We start from the raw sequence: 17602 nt of genomic DNA on the forward strand, positions 1-17602 counted from the left end.
CAGGGGTCCGTAGAACCGAGAGACCGGCCCGTCCTCCCGTCACCGGGAGGGCGGGCCGGTCCCGTTTCACCAGAGGGGCCCGGTCCCGTTTTGGCAAAGTCCCACCGGACACTTTCCCGGAAGTCGACGCACAGATGTAACAAGCTGCGGTCGAGAAGCAGTTCTACGCGCGGAGCCGGTTGGCTAGGCTGCCCGTAGGCATGGATGATGCGCACTGCGCACCGCCTCGCCCGCCGATCGCCCGTCGATCGACCGCACGGTCCGCCCTCCGTTTCCTCGCGGTGGGTCACCGTCGGGCCCCTGGAGAGCCCCCGGAGCAGAGCTCCGGAAGAGGCTCCGGAAGGCCCCGCGAAAGCGGCATGCGAGGGCGATTCCCGCAAGCGATTTCCCTGAACCGAGAGTCCGTTATGCGGACATCGGTGACCGATACATAGGTAACAAGTCCGTTTCGCGGCCATCTATCTCGGATCGCTTTGTCCGGATTTCGGATTAAGCGCGTAGGAGGTGTGATCGAATCGAGACCAAAAGACGGTGGTCGGGGGGAACCCCATGGCTGATAGTTGTCCGCGTAGAGCTCGGGTCAATGGGTTAACGCGCTGTGGGGAGCGCGGACTCACGAGCACACTGGGGCACATGGAACTTGCCGTCAGGGGTGGCGGTGAATCCTCCTGTGCCCTCCTTCGTAGTGAACGAGTGGACTCTTGAGGAGGACCCCATGCGCGGTGCCACACGCACCAGATGGGTCGCGTCACCCCAGATGCACGCCATCCGGGCCGCAGGGCTCGGCGCTTCGGTCGATACCCCAGCGTCGGGCGGCACAGGTCGCCCCGGCTCCAGTCGGGGCCTCGACCCAGTCGGCATCTCCCAGTCATAGCCCAACCCAGCACGCCAGGCCGTGAGTTGGGCGCACGTCCGCTCCACGGTCGGCACGCCGTACCGGCGTGCGCTGGTGTGCGGGCACCTCGTGCATCGGTCAACTGTCAGGCGTGGGCCTTCCCGTGAGGCGAGCGCTTCGGCTGCCGGCCACCGATACCTGTGAAACGGACGAATCATGACGAGTCCAATCGAGATCAAGGGCACCGACGCCCCCGTCTTGGACAAGGACCCCGATCCGAAGGCCGCCCCCGAGGAGAAGAAGCTGGCGGGGCGCTCGCCAGGCCAGCTCATGTGGAGCCGGTTCAAGCGGGACAAGGCCGGCGTCATATCGGCGTGCATAGTCATCTTCTTCTTCGCGGTCGCGGCTCTCGCGCCGGTGATCTCGAAGCTGTACGGCAAGGACCCGTACACCCTGTACGCGCAGGAAGACCCGTTGCTCTTCGACGAGTTCAACTACCCGGCGGGCGCCAACGGCGGTATCTCCTCCGAGTACTGGTTCGGCATCGAGCCGAAGCTCGGACGCGACGTCTTCATGCAGCTCGTCTACGGCATGCGGACCTCGCTCTACACGGCCCTCGCCGCGACCCTGCTGATGGTTCTCGTCGGTGTCCTCATCGGCATCGTCGGCGGCTACATGGGCGGCAAGGTCGACTACTGGCTCGGCCGGGTCACCGACTTCCTGCTCGCCTTCCCGAGCCAGCTCTTCTTCGTGGCCTCGATGCCGGTCATCACCACCATCTTCGTCAGCCCCGAGGACGCGACGCCCACGTATGTGAAGGCCCTCGCCATCATCGGTGTGCTGTCGTTCCTGGGCTGGATGGGCCTGGCCCGTCTGATCCGCGCCGTCACCCTCTCCCTGCGCGAGCGGGAGTTCGTTGAGGCGGCGAAGGTCGCGGGTGCCTCGCCCTGGCGCATCATCCGTAAGGAACTGCTGCCCAACCTCGTCACCCCGATCCTCGTGCAGGCCACTTACCTCCTGCCCAGCACGATTCTCTCGGTCGCCTTCCTCTCGTTCGTCGGTGTCGGTTACGACGCCACGACCCCTGACTGGGGGCGCATGTTCGCCACCGGTGCGGAGATCTACGAGCTGGACCCGACCTACATGCTCTTCCCGGGTGTCGCCATGGTCGTCTTCGTCGTGGCGTTCAACCTCCTCGGTGACTCCGTCCGGGACGCGTTCGATCCCAAGACGGGCCGCTGACCTCCCACAGGAGGGGGCCGCTGCCACACCCGGGCGCCGGCGTGGGCCGGATGTGCCAGGCAGCACCTTTCACTACTCACAGGCAGGTGGACTGAACTCCATGAGCATCATTCGATCCCGCACGGCACAGGCCGCGGTCGTCGCCGCGACCGCCGGCGCCCTGGTCCTGACCGGCTGCAGCGACGGCGGCGGCTCGGCCAAGGACAAGAGCAAGAGCAAGAAGGACGCGGCCGCGCAGTCCGTCGCGGTCAAGCTCGGTACCGCGGCCGACTCCAAGGGCCCGGCCGCCGAGGTTCCCGGCGCCAAGACCGGTGGCACCATGAAGGTGTACAACGCCACCGACTTCTCGCACCTGGACCCGGGGCAGATCTACGTCTCCGACGCGGGCATGCTCGGCAAGCTCCTCTTCCGTGGTCTCACCACGAACAAGGAGGACGCCAAGGGCAACCAGACCGTCGTCGGTGACATCGCGACGGACTCCGGTCAGACCACCGACGGTGGCAAGACCTGGAAGTACACGCTGAAGGACGGCATCAAGGACGAGAACGGCCACGTCATCGACTCGGCCGACGTCCGCCACAGCGTCGAGCGGCTCTACGACCCGTTCATCACCGACGGCCCGAGCTACCTGCAGCAGTGGCTGTCCGGCTCCGGTACCACCTACCGCAAGGCGTACGCGGGTCCGTTCAAGGGCAAGCACCTGCCGGACTCGGTCCTGGAGACCCCGGACAAGAAGACCGTCATCTTCAAGTTCAAGACGGCCCAGCCCGACCTCCCGCAGGCGCTGGCGATGGTCGGCTACTCCGTGGTGCCCAAGGAGACGGACACCAAGGAGAAGTACGACAAGAAGCCCGTCGCGGTCGGTCCGTACAAGATCGGCGAGTACAAGCCCGGCAAGGGCATGAAGCTCGTCAGGAACGAGAACTGGGACCCGAAGACCGACGCCATGCGCCACGCGTACGTCGACGGCTTCGACATCGAGTACAACCACAACGACGACGACCAGACCAAGACCCTGCTCGCCGACCGCGGCGACGCCAAGGACGCGGTCATGTTCACCGGTCAGGTCTCCACCAGCCAGCTGCAGAAGGTCGTCGGCAACGCCGCGGCCATGAAGCGCACCATCCAGGGCTACGCGCCGTACGTGTGGCAGATGAACTTCAACCTGGACCGGATCAAGGACAAGAAGATCCGCGACGCCATCACGCTCGCGATGCCGGCCACCGCGGTCTACAAGGCGGACGGCGGTGCCTACGGCGGTGAGGTCGCGAACAGCCTGATGTCGCCGACCACCCCGGGCTACGACGAGAAGCTCGACCCGTTCAACCGCGCCAAGAACCCGAACGGTGACATCGAGGCCGCCAAGAAGCTCATCGAAGAGGCCGGCGCCAAGGGCAAGAAGATCACCTACGCCCACGGCTCCGAGCAGATGCGCCAGGAGCAGGCCGTTCTCATCGAGGACGCGCTGCGCAAGATCGGTCTGAACCCGCAGAAGAAGCAGGTCGACTCGGCGACCTTCTACGAGCAGGTCGGCAAGATCAAGAACAAGTACGACATCTACATGACCGGTTGGGGCCAGGACTGGGCCTCCGGTGCGACGGTCTTCCCGCCGCTGTTCGACGGTACCCAGATCCAGGACGGGTCCTCGAACTACTCGCACCTGAACGATGAGCACGTGAACAAGGAGATCGTGCGCATCCAGAAGATCACGGACCCGAAGAAGGCCGCGACCGCCTGGCACGAGCTCAACGAGTACATCATGACGGAGATCAACCCGGCCGCCCCGATCTACTACACCAAGGTGTTCCAGATCGCCGGTTCCAACGTCGGTGGTCTGCGCTACTCGACCACCACCAGCTACACCGACGTCACCCAGGTGTACCTGAAGAAGTAAGACGGCCTGGGTCCCGGGGGTGTGCGCGCGGCGGAGCGCACACCCCCGGGACCGGACGAACGACTTTCCCTCGATCCGCCGCCGTCCTGAGAGCAGCGATCTGCCATGCTTCGATTTCTTCTTCGCCGGACGCTCGGCGCAGCACTCATCCTCTTGCTGATCAGCGCGTTCACGTTCTTCATGTTCTTCGCCATCCCACAGGACCCGGCGATGCTCGCGTGCGGCAAGAACTGCACACCGGACGCGCTGGACATCATCCACAAGAATCTCGGCCTCGATGACCCGGTGCCGGTGCAGTACTGGAACTTCCTGGTCGGCATATTCGCCGGACGTGACTTCGCGGTCGGCCACTGCGACGCCCCGTGCTTCGGTGTCTCCTTCAGTACGCAGGAAATGGTCTGGGACACCATCGTCGACCGGTTCCCGCTGACCCTTTCGCTCACCGTCGGCGGCCTGATCGTCTTCCTGTTCGTCGGCCTTGGCACCGGTCTCCTTGCGGCGGCCAAGCGCGGCACCTGGCTCGACAAGGGCGCCTCCTCGGTCTCCCTGGTGCTCAGCTCGATGCAGATCTACTTCCTCGGCCCGGTGGTGCTCGGTGCGTTCGTGTACGACACCGGCTGGCTGGACAAGCCCAAGTACGTGCCGTTCTCGGAGAACTTGGGCGAATGGTTCATGGGTCTGCTGATCCCCTGGCTGGTGATGTCGGTCATCTTCACCGCCAACTACACCCGTATGTCCCGCTCCACGATGATCGAGCAGCTCCAGGAGGAGCACGTACGGGCCGCCCGAGCCAAGGGCATGCGCAAGAACTACGTCTTCTTCCGCTACGCCTGGCGCGGTTCGCTCATCCCGATCGTGACCATCCTCGGTATGGACATCTCCGCGCTGCTCGGCGGCGGCATGGTCACCGAACTCACCTTCGGCCTCTCGGGCATCGGACGGCTGGCCATCGACTCCGTGCTCAACAAGGACCTGCCGCTGACCATGGGCGTCATGCTGGTCAGTGCCGCCTTCATCATCGCCCTGAACATCATCGTGGACGCGCTGTACGCGGTCATCGACCCGCGCGTGCGCCTGTCCTAGGAGACCGACCGTGACCACACTCACCAAGACCGAGGGCTCCCCGGCCGCCACGGGGTCGGACTCCTTCCTTTCCGTACGCGACCTGCAGGTCCGTTTCTCCACCGAGGACGGCATCGTCAAGGCCGTCGACGGACTCTCCTTCGACCTGGAGCGCGGCAAGACGCTGGGCATCGTCGGCGAGTCCGGTTCCGGCAAGTCCGTGACCAACCTGACCGTTCTCGGGCTGCACAACAAGAAGAACACCACCGTCGAGGGCGAGATCGTGCTCGACGGGAAGGAACTGGTCACCGCCAGCGAGTCGGAGCTGGAGAAGCTCCGCGGCAACAAGATGGCGATGATCTTCCAGGACTCGCTGACCGCGCTCTCGCCGTACTACACGGTGGGCCGCCAGATCTCCGAGCCGTTCCGCAAGCACACCGGCGCCAGCAAGAAGGAGGCCCGCGACCGGGCCATCCAGATGCTGGAGAAGGTCGGCATCCCGCACCCCAAGCAGCGCGTGGACGACTACCCGCACCAGTTCTCCGGCGGTATGCGCCAGCGCGCGATGATCGCCATGTCCCTGGTGTGCAACCCCGAGCTGCTGATCGCGGACGAGCCGACCACCGCGCTCGACGTGACCGTGCAGGCGCAGATCCTCGACCTGCTCAAGGACCTGCAGCAGGAGTTCGGTTCGGCGATCATCATGATCACCCACGACCTGGGCGTCGTCGCCAACATGGCCGACGACATCATGGTGATGTACGCGGGCCGCGCCGTGGAGCGTGGTTCGGTGCGCGAGGTGCTCAAGGCGCCTCAGCACCCGTACACCTGGGGTCTGCTCGGCTCGATGCCGCGGCTGTCCGGCAGTGTGGACGAGCCGCTGATGCCCATCCCCGGCTCGCCGCCCTCGCTGCTCAACCCGCCTTCGGGCTGTGCGTTCCACCCGCGCTGCGCGTTCACCGACCAGGTGTCCGGCAACGCGTGTGACGCGGACCGCCCGTCGCTGGCGCTCGGCCGTGCCGCCGCCTGCCACCTGACGGCGGACCAGAAGCAGCAGGTGTTCATCGAGACGATTCAGCCCCGGCTGGGCTGAGCTACCAGCGACTGGGGCTGAAGGAAATGACCGAGAAAACCACCACTCCCACGGCGGTCGCCGACACGGTGCCCGAGCAGCAGGGCGGCGACGCCCGTGAGCCGCTCATGCAGGTGCGCGGCCTGAAGAAGCACTTCCCGATCAAGGGCGGCTTCCCGATCAAGCGCACCGTCGGCGCCGTGAAGGCCGTCGACGGGCTCGACTTCGACGTGTTCCCCGGCGAGTCCCTGGGCCTCGTCGGTGAGTCGGGCTGCGGCAAGTCGACCACCGGCCGGATGCTCACCCGCCTCTACGAGCCGAGCGCCGGAACCATCCAGTACCGGGGCAAGGACATCTCCAAGGCCAGCCGTAAGCAGCTGGCCCCCATCCGGTCCGAGATCCAGATGATCTTCCAGGACCCGTATGCCTCGCTGAACCCGCGGCACACGGTCGGCAGCATCATCGCGGGTCCGATGGAGATCAACGGGATCAACCCGCCCGGCGGCCGTGAGGCCCGGGTGCGGGAACTCCTGGAGATCGTCGGTCTCAACCCGGAGCACTACAACCGCTTCCCGCACGAGTTCTCCGGCGGTCAGCGTCAGCGCATCGGTGTGGCCCGCGCGGTCGCCCTGCAGCCGAAGCTGATCATCGCGGACGAGCCCGTGTCCGCTCTGGACGTCTCCATCCAGGCGCAGGTCGTCAACCTGCTCCAGGAAGTCCAGCGCGAGATGGGCATCGCGTTCGTCTTCATCGCCCATGACCTCGCGGTGGTACGCCACTTCTCGCAGCGGGTCGCGGTGATGTACCTCGGCAAGATCGTGGAGATCGCCGACCGCGACTCGCTCTACACGCGCCCGCGTCACCCGTACACGCACGCGCTGCTCTCGGCCGTGCCGGACGCGGACATCGACGCGGACAAGAAGGAGCGCATCCGCCTCGAAGGCGATGTGCCCTCCCCGATCTCGCCGCCGTCCGGCTGCCGCTTCCGCACCCGTTGCTGGAAGGCGCAGGACAAGTGCGCGACCGAGGAGCCGCCGCTCGTCCACATCGAGGGCAACCGCGAGGGCCACCTGACGGCCTGCCACTTCCCGGAGGACCCGACGGTCGAGCGGGAGCGGGAGATCGTCATGGACCCGGGGCTGGCGGCCCTGGAGAACGCCGACGCCAACGCCTCCGGCGAAGGTGAGGGCGTCAGCAAGTAATCTCACTGCGCCTCGGCGCGTACGAGCGCGGGCCCGTGACAGGATAATTCTCCTGTCACGGGCCCGCGCTCGTTATCAGTTTATCTATGGAATCTCCGCTCGCGACACGCTGTTGATTGTCTGTAATTCTTCTGTGTTTGGCTGGGTTTTTGTGGCGCATTTCTGTCGGTACTGTCGATTCCTCATGCTTAGCTCAAATTGCTTGTGTTGAAGATGTCGAGCCTGACAGTGTGGGATGTGGATTGACCACCCCCCATATGTAAGGAATTCAATGAAGAAGAAGGCTCTTGTTGCGGTATTTGTAACCTGCCTGGGGGCATTCAGCCTCTCCGCGCCGGTGGCGGGGGCGTCGGTAGGTGCGCCCAAGAATTCTGGCCCTGCGGTCAAGGGTGCGGTGCCCGGCGGCGTTGCCAATGAAGTTCGCATTGTCAACCGCAAGTACAATAAGTGCCTTACGGGGCACGGCTTCAATAAGGCGGTTACCCTTGAAAAGTGCCGGAAGGGCAAGGTTAGCCAGCTCTGGATCAACTACGGCCATGCGGGTATTGCCAACAGGGACGGGTTCTCCATGACCTGTTTGGCGGCTACGAAGAGCTATAGTCGCGCCATCCTGCAGGGGTGCCCGAATGGTAGTCATGTGACGTGGATTTACAACACCCTTGAGTGGGGGAAGGATGCGATTTTCGGCAACACCGATGTGAAGGCCAACACGCTTCAAGCCTCGGACTCCAAGAAGGTAGTGGTGGGAAAGAGGGTTATGGGAGATAAGCGTAAGAACCCCATGTGGTGGAGGATTGCCAAGCCGTAGGGCGGGCACTCCTGGTAATTGCTGAACTCGTGGCGCCCCGCAGCGGATAGCGCTGGCGGCTGGGCGTTTCGGCTGTGGCCGGTCGCACGCGTGTGACTCACCGCAGGTCGGACCGGACTGTCATTTCGCGCGTGTACGTCTCGACGTAGCCGCGCACAAACACGGGACGGGCCCGTGGCAGGGGATCCCCTGCCACGGGCCCGTTTCGCATGGGCGCGGACGCAGCCGAGTGCCGACGTCAGTGGCGCCCCAACACCCGCCCCCAAGTGGGTACTTCACGCACCCCGCCACCCTCCGCCTCACGCGCGATCCGATGCAGCCCCGCCCCCTCGCGCCGCGCGACGACTTCGCCGAGAGCGCCGTCCGTAAACAGCGCCGCCGCCCCGTCGTCCAGCGCCCAGACGGCCGGGAGCGAGCCGTCCCGTACCGCGTCGCGGAGAGCGTGATGGCGCAGCGGCTCCGAGTCGTAGTGCGGGCAGAAGGCGCCCGGCAGCAGCCCGAGGCCGTCGGCCAGCGGAGCGGGCGGGCCGAAGGAGTCCGTGACACAGGCCTCGAACCAGCAGCAGGCGCCCGCGCTGATGCCGCAGAGCAGTACGCCGCGGTGGTAGGCGTCGCGCAGGATCGCGTCGAGTCCGTGCAGCCGCCACAGGGCGAGCAGGTTGGCCGTGTTTCCGCCGCCCACGTAGAGGACGTCCTGGGCGAGGACGAAGGAGCGCAGGTCCCGCTCGTCCCGGCGGAAGAGGGACAGGACCGAGGGCTCGCAGTCGCGGCCCGGCGCGGCGAAGGCCGCCTCGAACTTGTCCACGTACCCCGCCGCGTCCCCGCTCGCCGTCGGCAGGAAGCAGACGCGCGGGCGCGCGGCGCCGGTCAGGGACAGCACCCAGTCGTCGAGCAGCGTGTCCGGGTCGTCGGAGAAGCCGCCGCCGATCAGGGCGATGCGCGGGGCGGGGGGCATGGCGGCTCCTTGGGGTCGGGTCGCTCGCGGGGGCGTGCGGGCCGGTCCCACAGCCGCGAGAGAGGCAGTACGCCAAGGCCGTCAGTGTGGCAATCGGGGCGGGCGCCGGGCCATCGGTTTCCCGGTCCGGCGTTCTCCCCGCGCCGCCCATCCGGCCCGCCCTGAAATGCGCGCATGCGGACGTACCGCAATATTTGCCCCTAGTAGCAGTGGCACTCCAAGGAGGCACTCCATGCGTGGAGCGACGCACGCCAAGTGGGCCGCATGTGCGGTGGCCGTCGCGCTCGCCGCGACCGCTTGCGGTGACAGTGACGACAGCGGTGGTGGTGGCGGGGGAGGGGGCGGCGGGGGTGTGGTGCGGTCCTCGTGGGGTGACCCGCAGAACCCGCTGGAGCCGGCCAACACCAATGAGGTGCAGGGCGGCAAGGTGCTGGACATGATCTTCCGCGGCCTCAAGCGGTACGACCCCAAGACGGGTGAGGCCCAGGACATGCTCGCGGAGCGGATCACGACCAAGGACTCGATCACCTTCGACGTCACGGTCAAGAGCGGCTGGACCTTCTCCAACGGCGAGAAGGTGACGGCCAAGTCCTTCGTGGACGCCTGGAACTACGGGGCGAGCCTGAAGAACAACCAGAAGAACTCCTACTTCTTCGGCTACATCGACGGCTACGAGAAGGTCCACCCGGAGAGCGGCAAGCAGAGCGCGAACACGCTGTCCGGCCTGAAGGTGACCGGGGCGCAGACGTTCACGGTCAAGCTGAACCAGAAGTTCTCCACCTGGCCGGAGACGCTCGGCTACGCCGCCTTCGCGCCGCTGCCCAAGGCGTTCTTCGACAACCACGACGCGTGGGTGAAGAAGCCCGTCGGCAACGGTCCGTACACGGTGGACTCGTACCGCAAGGGCTCCCAGATGTCGCTGCGCAAGTGGGCGAAGTACCCGGGCTCCGACAAGGCGCAGAACGACGGCGTGGACCTGAAGGTCTACACCGACAACAACACCGCGTACACGGACCTGACGGCCGGGAACCTCGACCTCGTCGACGACGTGCCCGCGGCCCAGCTGCGCAATGTGCAGGCCGACCTCGGCGACCGGTACCTGAACACCCCGGCCGGGATCATCCAGACGCTCGCCTTCCCGTTCTACGACGACAACTGGAAGGACAACGAGAAGTCGGCCAAGGTCCGCAAGGGTCTGTCGATGGCGATCAACCGCAAGCAGATCACCGAGACCATCTTCCAGAAGACCCGGACCCCGGCCACCGACTGGACCTCCCCGGTGCTGGGGGAGGAGGGCGGCTACAAGGCCGGGCTCTGCGGCGACGCCTGCGACTACAACCCCGAGGAGGCCCGCAAGCTCGTCAAGGAGGGCGGCGGTCTGCCGGGCGGGCGGGTGACCATCTCGTACAACGCCGACACCGGCAGCCACAAGGACTGGGTCGACGCGGTCTGCAACAGCATCAACAAGGCCCTGGAACAGTCCAAGGCGTGCGTGGGCGACCCGACCGGCACCTTCGCCGACTTCCGCAACAAGATCTCGCAGCAGGAGATGTCGGGTCCGTTCCGGGCGGGCTGGCAGATGGACTACCCGCTGATCCAGAACTTCCTGCAGCCGCTGTACTACACCAACGCCTCGTCCAACGACGGCAAGTGGTCCAACAAGGAGTTCGACAAGCTCATCGACGAGGCCAACGCCGAGTCCGACAACGCGGCGGCGGTGAAGAAGTTCCAGCAGGCCGAAGAGGTCGTACGGGACAACATGGCCGCGATTCCGCTCTGGTACCAGAACGGCAGCGCCGGGTACTCGGACCGGGTCTCCAACGTGGCCCTCAACCCCTTCAGCGTCCCGGTCTACAACGAGATCAAGGTCAGCTGATCCAGGCCCCGGCCCGGCGCGCGCCCACGAGGCCGCGCCGGGCTCGCGGCCACCCGGCCCTGGCCCGACACCGTCCGGGCACCTGACCCGAACCCCAACTCCGGAGCCCTCATGGGACGTTATGTGATCCGGCGGCTGCTCCAGATGATCCCCGTCTTCTTCGGGGCGACGCTGCTGATCTTCCTCATGGTCAACGTGATGGGCGACCCCATCGCGGGACTCTGCGGCGACAGGCAGTGCGACCCGGCCACCGCGGCCCAGCTCGAGAAGGAGTTCGGCCTCGACAAGCCGGTCTGGCAGCAATACCTGACGTACATGGGGAACGTCTTCACCGGCGACTTCGGCACCGCCTTCAACGGTCAGAAGGTCACCGAGCTGATGGCGGAGGCCTTCCCCGTCACCATCCGGCTGACCCTGGTCGCGGTGTTCTTCGAGATCGTCATCGGCATCACCCTCGGCGTGGTCACGGGGCTGCGCCGCGGGCACCCGGTGGACACCGGGGTGCTGCTGATGACGCTGGTGGTCATCTCGGTGCCGACCTTCGTGACCGGTCTGGTCCTGCAGCTGCTGCTCGGCGTGAAGTGGGGCTGGATCAAACCGGCGGTCTCCACCGAGGCGAGCTTCGACGAACTGATCGTGCCGGGGCTAGTGCTGGCGTCGCTCTCGCTCGCGTACGTGACGCGGCTGACCCGTACCTCGATCGCGGAGAACCGGCGCGCCGACTACGTACGCACCGCCATCGCCAAGGGGGTGCCCCGGCGCCGGGTGGTGATCCGGCATCTGCTGCGCAACTCGCTGATCCCGGTGGTGACGTTCATCGGCACCGACATCGGCGCGCTGATGGGCGGTGCGATCGTGACCGAGCGGATCTTCAACATCCACGGCGTCGGCTTCCAGCTCTACCAGGGCATTCTGCGGCAGAACACGCAGACCGTGGTCGGCTTCGTGACCGTGCTCGTCCTTGTCTTCCTGGTGGCCAACCTGCTCGTCGACCTCCTGTACGCCGTACTCGACCCGAGGATCCGCTATGCCTGACCACGGACCCGGGGGCGCCGCCCCCGAAGACTCCGCGATCGCCGCGACCGGCATGGGCGGCTCCATGGACCTGGCCACCGACGAGGGCGCCACCCTGGAGAAGGGCCCCGGCCGGCGCGGCGACGGACCCGACACCAAACCGCGCAGCCTGTGGTCGGACGCCTGGCGGGATCTGCGCCGCAACCCGGTCTTCCTGATCTCGGCGGTGGTGATCCTCTTCCTGGTGTTCATCTCGCTGTGGCCCTCGGCGATCACCTCCCAGGACCCGCTCAACTGCGACCTGGCCAACGCCCAGAAGGGATCCACCTCCGGGCACCCCTTCGGCTTCGACGGGCAGGGCTGCGACGTCTACACCCGCACTGTGTACGGCGCCCGCACCTCGGTCGCGGTCGGTGTCTGCGCCACCCTCGGGGTGTCCCTGCTCGGCTCGGTGCTCGGTGGTCTCGCCGGGTTCTTCGGCGGGTTCTGGGACGCCATCCTGTCCCGGATCACCGACGTCTTCTTCGCGATCCCGGTCGTCCTCGGCGGACTGGTCCTGCTGTCGGTGGTGACCAGCTCCACGGTCTGGCCGGTGATCGGCTTCATCGTGCTGCTCGGCTGGCCGCAGATCTCCCGTATCGCCCGCGGCTCGGTGATCATGGCGAAGCAGAACGACTACGTACAGGCGGCGCGGGCGCTCGGCGCCTCCAACTCGCGGATGCTGCTGCGGCACATCGCGCCGAACGCGGTGGCCCCGGTCATCGTGGTGGCCACCATCGCGCTGGGTACGTACATCGCCCTGGAGGCCACGCTGTCCTACCTCGGTGTCGGCCTGAAGCCGCCCACCGTGAGCTGGGGCATCGACATCTCCGCGGCCTCGCCGTTCATCCGCACGGCCCCGCACGCCATGCTCTGGCCGGCCGGGGCGCTGGCGCTCACGGTGCTCGCCTTCATCATGCTCGGCGACGCGGTGCGCGACGCCCTCGACCCCAAGCTGCGCTGAGGAGCGAGGCCATGCTGCTCGAAGTACGCGATCTGCACGTGGAGTTCCGGATGCGGGACGGTGTCTCGCGGGCCGTCAACGGTGTCACGTACGGGGTCGACGAGGGCGAGACCCTGGCCGTGCTCGGCGAGTCCGGCTCCGGCAAGTCGGTCACCGCACAGGCCGTGATGGGCATCCTGGACTCGCCGCCGGGGCGGATCACCCGCGGCGAGATCGTCTTCCAGGGCGAGAACCTGCTGAAGATGCCGGAGAAACAGCGCCGCAAGGTGCGCGGCGCCAAGATGGCGATGATCTTCCAGGACGCGCTGTCCTCGCTGAACCCGGTGCTCACGGTGGGCGACCAGCTCGGCGAGATGTTCGTGGTGCACCGGGGCATGTCCCGCAAGGACGCCCGGGTCCGCGCGGTCGAGCTGATGGACCGGGTGCGCATTCCGGCGGCCAAGGAGCGGGTGGGGCAGTATCCGCACCAGTTCTCCGGCGGTATGCGCCAGCGCATCATGATCGCGATGGCGCTGGCCCTGGAGCCCGCGCTGATCATCGCGGACGAGCCGACCACCGCACTGGACGTCACCGTGCAGGCCCAGGTGATGGAACTGCTCGCGGAGCTCCAGAGCGAACTGGGCATGGCACTCATCCTGATCACCCACGACCTGGGCGTGGTCGCCGACGTCGCCGACCGGATCGCCGTGATGTACGCGGGCCGCATCGTGGAGTCCGCCCCGGTCCACGACATCTACAAGGCGCCCGCCCACCCGTACACCAAGGGCCTGCTCGAATCGATCCCGCGCCTGGACCAGAAGGGGCAGGACCTCTACGCGATCAAGGGCCTGCCGCCCAACCTGATGCGGATTCCGCCCGGTTGTGCCTTCCATCCGCGCTGCCCGTACGCCCGGGACGTGTGCCTGACCGACGAGCCGCCGCTGTACCAGGTCTCCGCCGAGCGGGGCAGTGCCTGCCACTTCTGGAAGGAGACCCTCGATGCCGCACGGTGAGCCGCTCATGCGCACCGGATCGTCCGCCGGGGGAGCCGGATCGTCCGCCGGGGGAGGCGGGTCGTCCGCGCAGGGCGCCGGTCCGGTCCTCGCCACCACGCGTGAGGCGTCCGCGCACGGGGTGCGCGGCCCGGGCGCGGGGGGCGTGCCGATCCTCGAAGTACGGGATCTGGTCAAGCACTTCCCGCTGACCCAGGGGATCGTCTTCAAACGGCAGGTGGGCGCCGTACGCGCGGTCGACGGCGTCGACTTCGCGCTCGGCCACGGCGAGACGCTCGGCATCGTCGGCGAGTCCGGCTGCGGCAAGTCGACGGTGGCCAGGATGCTCGTCCATCTGGAGCGGCCGACCTCGGGCACCATCCTCTACAAGGGCGAGGACATCACCCGGCTGTCCGGGCGGGCCCTGAAGGCGGTACGCCGCAACATCCAGATGGTCTTCCAGGACCCGTACACCTCGCTCAACCCCCGGATGACGGTGGGCGACATCATCGGCGAGCCCTTCGAGATCCACCCCGAGGCGGCGCCCAAGGGCTCGCGCCGGGCGCGGGTCCAGGAGCTGCTCGACGTGGTCGGCCTCAACCCGGAGTACATCAACCGCTATCCGCACCAGTTCTCCGGCGGCCAGCGCCAGCGCATCGGCATCGCCCGGGGCCTGGCCCTGCGGCCCGAGATCATCGTCGCCGACGAACCGGTCTCCGCCCTCGACGTCTCGGTGCAGGCCCAGGTCATCAATCTGCTGGAGCGGCTGCAGGACGAGTTCGACCTCTCCTACGTGTTCATCGCGCACGACCTGTCGATCGTGCGCCACATCTCCGACCGGGTCGCCGTGATGTACCTCGGCAAGATCATGGAGACCGGCACCGACCTGGAGATCTACGAGCACCCCACGCATCCGTACACCCAGGCGCTGCTGTCCGCGGTGCCGGTGCCCGACCCGAGCACCCGCGAACAGCGCGAACGCATCCTGCTTTACGGGGACGTGCCCTCGCCGGCCCATCCGCCGTCCGGCTGCCGGTTCCGTACCCGTTGCTGGAAGGCGCAGGAACGGTGCGCCCTGGAGGTGCCGCTGCTCGCGGTGCCCGCCGAGTTCCGCGAGACGAAGGGGCTCGCCGCGCACGACTCGGCCTGTCACTTCGCCGAGGAGCGGCACATCGTGCCCGGGGGCGAGGAGAAGTAGCGCTCCGGTGAAGTGGCAGGTCGGGGCGGTGTCGTGCGGGGGCGGGCGGTGTAACGAGGGTGCAACTCGGCTGTCGTCGTGCGGATATACGTGAGGGTCACTCTGATCCGCGTACGGCCGTGCGGGTGCCGTGGACCGGCCGGGGCGCGATGTCGCCCCGGCCGGTTGTGCGTGCCCGTGCCGTGTGCGGGGCGAGCCGCTCAGGTGCGGTCGAGGCCCAGGCTCCGCTTCAGGAAGTCGACCTGGAGCAGCAGCAGGTTCTCGGCGACCTGTTCCTGTGGGGTCATATGGGTCACTCCGGACAGCGGCAGGACCTCGTGCGGGCGGCCCGCCGCGAGCAGGGCGGAGGACAGTCGCAGGCTGTGTGCGACCACGACGTTGTCGTCGGCCAGGCCGTGCACGATCATCATCGGGCGATGCGGCTCGGCCGCCTGGACCAGACCCTCGTCGCAGACCAGCGAGTTGGCGGCGTAGACCTCGGGCTGCTCCTCCGGGTTGCCGAGGTAGCGCTCCTGGTAGTGGGTGTCGTACAGCCTGAGGTCGGTGACCGGGGCGCCGACCACCGCCGCGTGGAAGACGTCGGGGCGGCGCAGCGCCGCGAGTCCGGAGAGATAACCGCCGAAGGACCAGCCGCGGATGGCCACCTTGGTGAGGTCGAAGGGGAACTGATCGGCGAGCGCGTGCAGTGCGTCCACCTGGTCCTGGAGCGTCACGGCCGCGATGTCGTCGCGAACCGCCTTCTCCCAGGCGGGAGTCCGGCCCGGGGTGCCGCGCCCGTCGGCGACGAGCACCGCGAAGCCCTGGTCGGCGAACCACTGCGAGGTGGCGTAGATGTTGTGCGCCGCCTGCACCCGCTGGCCGTGCGGGCCGCCGTACGGGTCGAGCAGCACCGGCAGCGGGCCGTCGCCCTCGCGGTAGTCGGTGGGCAGCAGGACGGCGCACGGGATGCGGCGCGCGCCTGCGTGCACAAGGCGCACGCGGGGGCTCAGCAGCGGACGCTCGGCGTGCGAGGCGATGTTCGCGACCGGCTTGCCCTCCCGCAACACCCGTACCTCGGCGCCGGGTTCGGAGAGCCGGGCCGTGACCAGGACGGTGACCTCGCCGGAGCGCACCGCGCTGTGCACGCCCGGCTCCTGGGAGACGCGCTCCACGCCCAGCTCGTTGACGCGGTACACGTGCACCTCGCCGATCTCCGGCTCGGCGGCCTCCTCGCCGGCGGAGGCGGAGATCAGTACGTCCTCGTCGGACACGTCGAGCACGGCCCGTACGTGCAACTGGGCGCCGGTCAGGGCGCGTTCGCCGACGGCGAGTACCCGGGCGCCGCCCTCGTCGGCAATCCGGACGAGCTGCCCGCTCGGTGACCAACAGGGCACCGAGGGGAACAGTTCAAGCCAATCCGGGTCCTCGTCGGCGTGCACCATCCGGGTCGAACCGTCCGCCGGGTCGACGGCCAGGAACACCTGGCTGCGCTGGTCGCGCGTCTGCACCAGAAGCAGCGGGGCGCCGGCCGCGGACCAGTGCACCCGGGCCAGGTACGGATGGCGCGCCCGGTCCCAGTCGACCTCGGTCCGGCCGCCGTCCAGCGCGGTCACGAACAGGCGCACCTCGGCGTTGGGCGTGCCCGCCGCCGGGTAACGCACCTTTGCCGGGGCCTTGCCGGGGTGCGAAGGATCGGCGATCCACCACTCGCGCACCGGCGACTCGTCGACCCGGGCCACCAGGAGCCGGTCCGACTCGGGCGCCCACCAGAATCCGCGCGTGCGCGCCATCTCCTCGGCCGCCACGAACTCCGCGAGCCCGTGGGTGACTTGGGGCGACTCGGGCTCCGCGAGCGCCCGGTCCAGCTCGCCGGGGCCGCTCCCGTCGCCGAGCGCGACCACTCGCAGCGCGCCGCCGCTGACGTAGGCCACGTGCCTGCCGTCGGGGGAGGGGCGCGGGTCGATCACCGGTCCGGGTACGCGCAGTTCGCGGGCGGTTCCGGCGCGCAGTTCGGCCACGAACAGGCGCCCCGAGAGCGCGAAGGCGGCCACCTCGGCCGCCTGGTCGGTGGCGTAGGACACGATCCCGGCGCCGGACTCCCGGCTGCGCTCGCGGCGGGCCCGCTCCTCGGCGGAGAGTTCCTCCGAAGCGCCGCCGAGCAGTGCCACGGGGTCGGCGGCCACCCGCTCCTCACCTGTCGCGGTGTCGGTGATCCACAGGAGCTGGGAGCGGTCGGTGCCACTGCGGGAGCGCAGGAACACCACATGGCCGCCGTCCGGAGCCACGGTGAACGCCCTTGGCGCACCGAGGGTGAAGCGCTGGGTGCGGGCGTGCTGACGGGGGAACGTGAGCGGGACTGACTGCGGCGCTGAGGTCATGTCCAGAGACTAGGAGATGTCCGTGAACAGGGGTACTTCGCCTACTTCAGATCCCGTACGGCCGCCTCGGGCATGCGCCCCCACGTGCTGCCGTGCACCGGACCTGTTCCGAT

Annotated in this window: 13 protein-coding genes; 11 read left to right on the forward strand and 2 right to left on the reverse strand. The window is 67.7% G+C overall.

What is annotated here, in order from left to right:
• Positions 1–1051: 1051 nt before the first annotated feature.
• The 6 genes from HUT18_RS23780 (at position 1052) to HUT18_RS23805 (ending at position 8115) form a co-directional block, all read left to right on the forward strand.
• Entirely contained in the window at positions 1052–2077 is a 1026-nt protein-coding gene (locus HUT18_RS23780) for an ABC transporter permease (RefSeq protein ID WP_176102592.1), read from the forward strand.
• Between the two features lie 100 nt (positions 2078–2177).
• Entirely contained in the window at positions 2178–3971 is a 1794-nt protein-coding gene (locus tag HUT18_RS23785) for an ABC transporter substrate-binding protein (protein WP_176102593.1), read from the forward strand.
• 105 nt (positions 3972–4076) lie between these two features.
• Positions 4077–5054: an ABC transporter permease gene (locus HUT18_RS23790; RefSeq protein WP_176102594.1), complete on the forward strand. Its 978-nt coding sequence runs from the start codon at positions 4077–4079 to the stop codon at positions 5052–5054.
• A gap of 10 nt (positions 5055–5064) precedes the next feature.
• Positions 5065–6126 carry an ABC transporter ATP-binding protein gene (locus HUT18_RS23795; protein ID WP_176102595.1) on the forward strand — a complete coding sequence of 354 codons (1062 nt, stop codon included), beginning with the start codon at positions 5065–5067 and terminating at the stop codon, positions 6124–6126.
• 26 nt (positions 6127–6152) lie between these two features.
• Positions 6153–7307, forward strand: coding sequence for an ABC transporter ATP-binding protein (locus tag HUT18_RS23800; RefSeq protein ID WP_176102596.1), 1155 nt, complete (start codon positions 6153–6155; stop codon positions 7305–7307).
• Between the two features lie 271 nt (positions 7308–7578).
• Positions 7579–8115, forward strand: coding sequence for a ricin-type beta-trefoil lectin domain protein (locus HUT18_RS23805; RefSeq protein WP_176102597.1), 537 nt, complete (start codon positions 7579–7581; stop codon positions 8113–8115).
• Between the two features lie 238 nt (positions 8116–8353).
• Here the strand turns inward: HUT18_RS23805 and HUT18_RS23810 are convergent, their stop codons facing one another.
• Positions 8354–9070, reverse strand: a complete 717-nt coding sequence (locus tag HUT18_RS23810; protein ID WP_176102598.1) for a peptidase E — start codon at positions 9068–9070, stop codon at positions 8354–8356.
• Between the two features lie 232 nt (positions 9071–9302).
• On the opposite strand from HUT18_RS23810, the gene HUT18_RS23815 reads away from it, so the two are divergent.
• The 5 genes from HUT18_RS23815 to HUT18_RS23835 all read left to right on the forward strand — a co-directional run bounded on the left by HUT18_RS23815 (position 9303) and on the right by HUT18_RS23835 (position 15132).
• A complete protein-coding gene (locus HUT18_RS23815) occupies positions 9303–10946 on the forward strand; it encodes an ABC transporter substrate-binding protein (protein WP_176102599.1) in 1644 nt (547 codons plus the stop codon).
• A gap of 111 nt (positions 10947–11057) precedes the next feature.
• On the forward strand, positions 11058–11981 hold the full coding sequence (locus tag HUT18_RS23820; protein WP_176102600.1) for an ABC transporter permease: 924 nt from the start codon (positions 11058–11060) through the stop codon (positions 11979–11981).
• Complete coding sequence (locus HUT18_RS23825; protein ID WP_176102601.1) at positions 11974–12963, forward strand: ABC transporter permease; 990 nt, start codon at positions 11974–11976, stop codon at positions 12961–12963. The genes HUT18_RS23820 and HUT18_RS23825 overlap by 8 nt, the downstream gene beginning before the upstream one ends.
• Before the next feature lie 11 nt (positions 12964–12974).
• Positions 12975–13955 carry an ABC transporter ATP-binding protein gene (locus tag HUT18_RS23830; RefSeq protein WP_176102602.1) on the forward strand — a complete coding sequence of 327 codons (981 nt, stop codon included), beginning with the start codon at positions 12975–12977 and terminating at the stop codon, positions 13953–13955.
• A gap of 7 nt (positions 13956–13962) precedes the next feature.
• Entirely contained in the window at positions 13963–15132 is a 1170-nt protein-coding gene (locus tag HUT18_RS23835; protein ID WP_176104761.1) for an ABC transporter ATP-binding protein, read from the forward strand.
• Positions 15133–15332: 200 nt separating this feature from the next.
• On the opposite strand, the gene HUT18_RS23840 is transcribed toward HUT18_RS23835, so the two are convergent.
• Positions 15333–17489 (reverse strand): S9 family peptidase, encoded by a 2157-nt coding sequence (locus HUT18_RS23840; RefSeq protein ID WP_176102603.1) that lies wholly within the window; start codon positions 17487–17489, stop codon positions 15333–15335.
• Positions 17490–17602: the final 113 nt, after the last annotated feature.

The sequence above is a fragment of the Streptomyces sp. NA04227 genome (genome assembly GCF_013364195.1).
Lineage (GTDB): Bacteria > Actinomycetota > Actinomycetes > Streptomycetales > Streptomycetaceae > Streptomyces.

Bases quoted from the DNA above. Each gene is read 5' to 3' on its own strand.
- HUT18_RS23800 (WP_176102596.1), top strand. From the start codon at position 6,153: ATGACCGAGAAAACCACCACTCCCACGGCGGTCGCCGACACGGTGCCC.
- HUT18_RS23840 (WP_176102603.1), bottom strand. From the start codon at position 17,489: ATGACCTCAGCGCCGCAGTCAGTCCCGCTCACGTTCCCCCGTCAGCAC.
- HUT18_RS23830 (WP_176102602.1), top strand. From the start codon at position 12,975: ATGCTGCTCGAAGTACGCGATCTGCACGTGGAGTTCCGGATGCGGGAC.
- HUT18_RS23825 (WP_176102601.1), top strand. From the start codon at position 11,974: ATGCCTGACCACGGACCCGGGGGCGCCGCCCCCGAAGACTCCGCGATC.
- HUT18_RS23805 (WP_176102597.1), top strand. From the start codon at position 7,579: ATGAAGAAGAAGGCTCTTGTTGCGGTATTTGTAACCTGCCTGGGGGCA.
- HUT18_RS23780 (WP_176102592.1), top strand. From the start codon at position 1,052: ATGACGAGTCCAATCGAGATCAAGGGCACCGACGCCCCCGTCTTGGAC.
- HUT18_RS23815 (WP_176102599.1), top strand. From the start codon at position 9,303: ATGCGTGGAGCGACGCACGCCAAGTGGGCCGCATGTGCGGTGGCCGTC.
- HUT18_RS23820 (WP_176102600.1), top strand. From the start codon at position 11,058: ATGGGACGTTATGTGATCCGGCGGCTGCTCCAGATGATCCCCGTCTTC.
- HUT18_RS23790 (WP_176102594.1), top strand. From the start codon at position 4,077: ATGCTTCGATTTCTTCTTCGCCGGACGCTCGGCGCAGCACTCATCCTC.
- HUT18_RS23810 (WP_176102598.1), bottom strand. From the start codon at position 9,070: ATGCCCCCCGCCCCGCGCATCGCCCTGATCGGCGGCGGCTTCTCCGAC.
- HUT18_RS23785 (WP_176102593.1), top strand. From the start codon at position 2,178: ATGAGCATCATTCGATCCCGCACGGCACAGGCCGCGGTCGTCGCCGCG.
- HUT18_RS23835 (WP_176104761.1), top strand. From the start codon at position 13,963: ATGCGCACCGGATCGTCCGCCGGGGGAGCCGGATCGTCCGCCGGGGGA.